The following is a 6,468-nucleotide window of genomic DNA, read 5'->3' as shown; positions in this document are numbered from 1 at the left end:
GCCCCGTGTCCGCGCCGCGCCGCCATGACGGCGCGGGCGCGGGGCCTTTGTCGCGCGGGGTGGCATGATGGCCGGCGACTTCATCCACGGCGCGGTCGCGGCGAAATCGGTCGACCCCGATTACAAGCGTCAGCGCGACGATTTCTATGAGACGCCAGTCGACGCCGTGACCGATCTCCTCGCCGCGGACGATGTTCCGGCCCGGGTGTGGGAGCCGGCCTGTGGCCGGGGCGCGATATCGCGCGTGATCGAGGCGAGCGGCAGGGCCGTGATCTCGACCGATCTGGTCGACCGGGGCTTCGGCCTGGGGCGCGTCGATTTCCTGCTCGAGCGCGCCTTGCTCGCCCCGGCCATCGTCACCAATCCGCCCTTTCGCCTGGCCGAAGACTTTCTGCGTCACGCCCTGTCGCTGGAGCCGGACTATCTCGCCCTCTTCGTCAAACTGTCGTTCCTCGCCGGGATCGAGCGGGGCGCGCTCTATCGCAGCGCCCCACCGGCCCGGGTGCTCATTTTCTCCCGCCGGCTGACCACCTGGCGACCGGATGTCCCGCGCGAGGGACGGAACGGCGGCATGATCGACTTCGCCTGGCTGATCTGGCGGCGCGGCTGGACCGGCGGCGCGGGGATGGGGTGGCTGTGATGGACGGCGGAGATTACACCGAATTCCTTCGCGCCAAGATGGTGGCCGCGCGGCCAGCGGGCTTCGAGGTCGCGGCCGAGGATGTCAATCCGGCCCTGAAGCCGCATTGCCGGGCCATCGTGCCCTGGGCCGTCGCCGGCGGGCGGCGGGCGATCTTCGCCAGCTTCGGCCTGCACAAGACCGCGATGCAGATCGAGATCATGCGCATCATCGGTCGTCACCGGCCGGGGCCGCGCCTGATCGTGCTGCCCCTCGGCGTCAGGCGGGAATTCATCGCCGAGGCGGCGGCGCGCTTCACGGGCGAATTCGCCGTCGATATGAAGTTCATCCGCCGGGAATCCGAGATCGAGGACGGGCCGATATGCCTGACCAATTACGAGACGGTGCGCGACGGCAAGCTGGACCCGGGGCGTTTCACCGCGGCCAGCCTCGACGAGGCGGCGGTCCTCCGCTCCTACGGATCGAAGACGTTCCAGACCTTCCTGCCCCTGTTCGACCCCGTCCCCTTCAAGTTCGTCGCGACCGCGACGCCTTCGCCCAACCGGCTGAAGGAGCTGATCCATTACGCCGGCTTCCTCGGGGTGATGGACACGGGGCAGGCCCTGACCAGATTTTTCCAGCGCAATTCGGAACAGGCGGGCGACCTCACGCTCTATCCGCACAAGGAGCGTGAATTCTGGCTGTGGGTGCACAGCTGGGCGATCTTCCTGCAGCGGCCGTCCGACCTCGGCTTCTCGGACGAGGGCTATGCCCTGCCGCCCCTGAAGGTCAACTGGCACGAGGTGCGCGCCGACCGCCTGGCCCTGACCGAGGAGCGGGACGGCCAGGTGAGCATGTTCACCGGCGGTCTCGGCATCACCGGCGCCGCCCGGGAAAAGCGCGACAGCATCGCGCTTCGTGTCGAGAAGGCGAAGGCGATCATCGCCGCCGATCCTGCCGCCCATCGGATCATCTGGCATGACCTCGAGGCCGAGCGGAAGGCGCTGGAAGCGGCGATCCCCGACATTTCCACGGTCTACGGCAGTCAGGACCTCGAGGAGCAGGAGCGCCGAGCGACGGATTTCGCCGATGGCCGCAGCCGCATTCTCGGCGCCAAGCCGGTGATGCTGGGGGCCGGGGGTAATTTCCAGCGTCATTGCCGGCGCGCGACCTTTCTCGGGGTGGGCTTCAAGTTCGCCGATTTCATCCAGGCGATCCACCGCATCTACCGCTTCGGCCAGAGCGGCGAGGTCGAGATCGACATCATCCACACCGATGCCGAACGCGGCATCGTCGCCGACCTCAAGGCGAAATGGCGGCAAGACGAGGAGGTCCGGGCGACCATGGCTGAAATCATCCGCAAATACGGCCTTGGCCGGCACGATATGGCCGATCTTCTTGGCCGCTCCTTCGGCGTCGAGCGTGTCGAGGCTTCGGGCACGGGCTGGACCGTCGCCAACAACGATGCGGTGGACGAGGCGCGGCGGCTGGAGGCGGACAGTCTCGGCCTGATCGTGACCTCGATCCCCTTCGCCAACCACTATGAATATTCGGCGAGTTATAACGACTTCGGTCACACCGACGACAATGATCACTTCTGGGCGCAGATGGACTATCTGACGCCGGAGCTGCTTCGTGCGCTCGCCCCCGGCAGGCTCGCCTGCATCCATGTCAAGGACCGCATCCTCTTCGGCTCGGTCACGGGCGAGGGGGTGCCGACCGTCTCCCCGTTCCATGCCGAGGCGATCTTTCACTATCGCCGCCACGGCTTCCAGTTCATGGGCCAGATCACGGTGGTGACCGATGTCGTCCGGGAAAACAACCAGACCTATCGGCTGTCCTATTCCGAGATGCTGAAGGACGGAACGAAGATGGGGGTCGGCTCGCCTGAATATGTCCTTTTGTTCCGTAAACCCCAGTCGGATCGCAGCAAGGGCTATGCCGACGTGCCGGTAGCCCATGATCGGGAATCCTATTCCCTCGCCCGCTGGCAGATCGACGCGCATGCCCTCTGGCGGTCGAGCGGCAATCGCCAGCTGCGGCCGGACGAGCTGGCCGATCTCGGCCCCGGCCGGCTGGCGGCGCTGTTCCCGGCCGAGACGCTGAAGCGGGTCTATGATTTCGACTGGCATGTGAAGATCGGCGAGGAACTGGAGGCGCGCGGGCGCCTTCCCTCGTCCTTCATGGCCCTGGCGCCGGGCAGCGCCGATGCCTTCGTCTGGCACGACATCCAGCGGATGCGCACCCTGAACGGCGAGCAGGCGCGTCGTAACGTCGAGAAGCACATCTGCCCGCTGCAATATGACATCGTCGATCGCCTGATCGAGCGGTACAGCAACAAGGGCGATCTGGTCTATGACCCGTTCGGCGGTCTGATGACCGTGCCCCTGCGCGCCCTGATGCTGGGCCGCCGCGGCGGCGCCAGCGAGTTGAACCCCGGCTATTTCCTCGACGGTGTGCACTACCTCGAAATGGCGTCGCGCGGCGAAGCCATACCCGATTTCTTCGCCAGCACGGCGGAAGATGCCGACCAGCTCCCGACCGGGGAGGCGGCGGAATGATGTGCGATCATGGAGGTTTCAATGAGCATGTTGCATGGGTCCGAAATCGTCTCGCCGGGCTGGAGCACGGCGACGCCGCTGCCGGTCGAGACCGTGGTGGAGCGTTTCCGGCAGTTCGCGGAGCTGAACCCGAAGATGGCGTCGACCATCCTTCGCGGGCTCGAGGAGCGGGCGCGATCCGGTCACCTGGCGGCCGGCGAATACTGGCAGCCCGGGTTCGATGGCGAGGCCTTGCTCAAGTCCGGCGCGATCCTCATGGGCCGCGAAATCCCGCCGGCCCGCATGGTTCGGCCGGTCGGGACGAGGCCGCCGGAGGACGTGGGTGTCTGACCCTATCGGCTGAAATCAGGAACCGGGAAGGTTTCGCCGATCTCGACATGGCAGCCGTGCATCTGTTCATAGGTGCGGCGCGCCAGCAGGGCGCATTCGGCGACGACCCGGGAGGGCGGCAGTTTAGCCCCGATGTGAGGGTCGTTGCTCGACTGACCCACATGGGCGGCCACGAGTTGCATGGTCGCGAGATAGATGAGGTCCAGCGGATTTTGCTCGAAACTGGGCATGGTGTGTCCTTTCGCCTTTGGTATGGATCGCCAATCGCGATTGGCGCTATTCCGGAAGGTCTCTCCGCTTGTGGGCGATCAGTAACCGTTGTCGGCGCAAATCTGGATGACGGCGCGGGTCCGGCCGTCATTCGGGTTTGCCGTCGCGTAAGCGATGGGGGCGGCGACTTTGATCTTGCCGTCGATCCTGGTCACGAACATTTCGACGGGCAGGAACCCTGTGTATCCGCCAAAGCCGTTCTTGGCGTTGACTTCGATGCAATAGATTTCATTGCCGAAGTAGAGTTGAGGGTGCCGGAATTTGGCCGAATCGGGATCTTTCAGCCCGTCTCGCGCGGCCTCTTCGATCACTTTCTTTTCAGCATCGGTGATGCTCGTCGGGTGCAGTATGGGCTTCGGCGCTGCCGGTGGCGGAACGCAGGCCGAAACAGCAATGGCGGCGAGGCAGAGAGTTGTTGCGCGAACGGTCATGATTGCAGGACCCCTGTTTATGAAGCGGCAGGTAGTGGTGAATACGGCCATTGCTTGCCTCTTCTGGCAAGGGGCTTCCTCGGAGTGATGCCGGCGGCCGTCCTCGGCTTGACGCCGGTAGGGGAGGGGGCATGACCTCGGCTTTCGTTCCCCTGTCGGCGGCGGCGGCCCGGGCGAAGAAGGCGGCGGCTTCAGCCGTCGTCCTGCCCGAAGGGCTGATCACCGACGATCTCGACGGCGAGCTGGCCCATGTCGTGCGGAACGACATGGGCAATGCCCGGCGCCTGATCGCCCGCCACGGCAAGGATCTGATCTGGATCGAGCAGGTGGGCTGGCTGGTCTGGACCGGGCGCAACTGGTCGGACGACGGCGGCGCGCGGGCGGCGCAGGACAGGGCCCAACAGGTGGCGCACGCGATGTTCGCCGAGGCCGCTGCCCTCCGGGAGGCCGGCCCCACCGCGCGACAGACGGCGGAGGAGCTGGAGGAACAGGTGGCGACCCACTGGAAATGGGCGGTGCAGTCCGGCAATTCCGGCCGGATCGCGGCCATGCTGGAAGAGGCCAAGCCGCATTTGTGCCGCAAGGTCGAGGATATGGACCGCGACCCGGCCCTGTTCAATGCGCAGAACGGCACGATCGAGCTGGCGCGGGACGGCTTCCACCGGCTGCGGCCCCATGACCGGGCGGACCTGATCACCCATATCTCGCCCGTCGCCCATGACCCGCTGGCGGCGTGCCCCGTCTTCACCGAAGCTATGATGGAATGGCAGCCGGATCAGGAAATGCACGACTTCCTGCAGCGCGCGGCGGGTTACATCATGACCGGTTACACGGGGGAGCAGGTCGTGATTCTCCTTTATGGCACCGGGAAAAACGGCAAGTCGACCCTGGCGAATATCCTCATGCACATCATGGGCGATTATGCCATGACGCTGCCCTTCGCCTCGCTCCTCGAGGACAAGCACCGACGCGGCGGCGAGCCGACGCCGGATATCGCCCGCCTGCCCGGCCGGCGCTTCGTCGTCGCCGCCGAGCCGCCGCTGGGGGCGAAGCTGGACGAGGCCCTGATCAAGAGCCTGACCGGCGGGGACAAGATCCCGGCGCGTCACCTGAACCGCGACATGTTCGAATTCACACCGGTGGCGAAATTCGTCCTGTCTTTCAACACCGCGCCGACGGTGCGGGGCCAGGATTACGGCATCTGGCGTCGCCTCCTCATGGCCGCATTCCCTCATCGGATCGAGAAGGTCGACGATACGATGGAAGAGCGATTGCAGGCGGAGGCTGCTGGAATTCTCAACTGGATGCTGTCCGGCTATGCCGGTTGGCGCAAGCATAGGCTGGCGCCGCCCGATGCGGTGCGAGAGGCGACCGAGAGTTACCGGAGCGATCAGGACATGGTCGGGAGATTCCTGTCCGCCGCGACCGTGGCCCGGCCGGGCGCCCGCGTGGCCGCAAACACGCTCTACAAGGCCTATCAGCGCTGGGCGCAGCAATCGGGTGTGGATCCGCTGTCCGGCACGATGCTCGGCAGGATATTGACCCAGCGGGGGGTGCGGAAATCGAAGTCCGGTGTCGTCGTCTATGAGGACATGGAGCTGGTCGAGGATTTCGCGCCCGATCAGATGGACATGCCCTGACCACAAGATGTGGTGGGTTCCCGCGCGGGCGAGGCGGACGTGGGAGGGTTCAGGGAGGGTTTACCGGAAACCCTCCCACGCGAAAAGGCCTGCATTTCTGCGGGTCTTGGAGGGTTGGGAGGGTTGGGAGGGTTTTCCGGCCCTCCCGTAAGGCGGGCACCCACATGTGGATATGACCTCCAATAAACCCTCCCAACCCTCCCAACTATCCATAAGTCTATGAATTGAATAGGTTTTTTCTAGGGATGGTTTGCTTTTCAAGCCTCCCTGAACCCTCCCTGAACCCTCCAGCCCCCTTGAGGCTTCGCCATGATCGAAATCGACGTTGAGCATCTGGTCATCTGGGCCATCCGGGATCAGCGGGCCGACCTCTATATCGGCGGGGTCGAGCTGTTCGCCGACGAGCGCCGGGCCGATGGTGGCCTCGTGATGTCGCGATCGGCCGATGGCTGCGCCGCCGTCGAAGCCATCGCCGCCCTCGGCTGCGCCATCGACGGTGGGGCAGGGGCGGCGCGGGGTCTCGCCCTCGATCCCGACGCGGCCCATGTCGCCGAAATGATCGAGGTCCTGCCGCAGCCGATGCGGGGCCTCCTGCTGCGCCACGGGCGGGCCGGCAC

General features: G+C 65.6%; 6 protein-coding genes and 1 pseudogene. 5 read left to right on the top strand and 2 right to left on the bottom strand.

Annotated elements, in window-relative coordinates; genetic code table 11:
• The first annotated feature begins 64 nt into the window (after positions 1 to 64).
• Genes WAZ62_RS19270 through WAZ62_RS19260 form a run of 3 tightly spaced genes read left to right on the top strand, consistent with a single transcriptional unit; the run spans position 65 to position 3,510 of the window.
• Positions 65 to 640, top strand: coding sequence for a hypothetical protein (locus WAZ62_RS19270; protein ID WP_422645153.1), 576 nt, complete (start codon positions 65 to 67; stop codon positions 638 to 640).
• The gene (locus WAZ62_RS19265) at positions 640 to 3,180 is read left to right on the top strand and encodes a DNA methyltransferase (RefSeq protein ID WP_422645154.1); all 2,541 of its coding nucleotides are present in this window, start codon (positions 640 to 642) and stop codon (positions 3,178 to 3,180) included. Before WAZ62_RS19270 ends, WAZ62_RS19265 begins: the two co-directional genes overlap by 1 nt.
• Before the next feature lie 21 nt (positions 3,181 to 3,201).
• Complete coding sequence (locus WAZ62_RS19260) at positions 3,202 to 3,510, top strand: hypothetical protein (protein ID WP_422645152.1); 309 nt, start codon at positions 3,202 to 3,204, stop codon at positions 3,508 to 3,510.
• A 2-nt stretch (positions 3,511 to 3,512) separates the two neighbouring features.
• Here the strand turns inward: WAZ62_RS19260 and WAZ62_RS19255 are convergent, their stop codons facing one another.
• Positions 3,513 to 3,740, bottom strand: a complete 228-nt coding sequence (locus WAZ62_RS19255) for a hypothetical protein (RefSeq protein WP_422645151.1) — start codon at positions 3,738 to 3,740, stop codon at positions 3,513 to 3,515.
• Positions 3,741 to 3,818: 78 nt separating this feature from the next.
• Complete coding sequence (locus WAZ62_RS19250) at positions 3,819 to 4,211, bottom strand: hypothetical protein (RefSeq protein WP_422645150.1); 393 nt, start codon at positions 4,209 to 4,211, stop codon at positions 3,819 to 3,821.
• Between the two features lie 131 nt (positions 4,212 to 4,342).
• Between WAZ62_RS19250 and WAZ62_RS19245 the strand changes: the two genes are divergently transcribed.
• A complete protein-coding gene (locus WAZ62_RS19245) occupies positions 4,343 to 5,851 on the top strand; it encodes a DNA primase family protein (protein WP_422645149.1) in 1,509 nt (502 codons plus the stop codon).
• Between the two features lie 309 nt (positions 5,852 to 6,160).
• Positions 6,161 to 6,468: pseudogene (locus WAZ62_RS19240) on the top strand (hypothetical protein); the annotation flags it as partial.

The sequence above is a fragment of the Zavarzinia sp. genome (assembly GCF_049306435.1).
Classification (GTDB): domain Bacteria; phylum Pseudomonadota; class Alphaproteobacteria; order Zavarziniales; family Zavarziniaceae; genus Zavarzinia.
The sequence above is the reverse complement of the archived record's forward strand: the minus strand, read 5'-3'. Positions and strand labels throughout refer to the sequence as shown.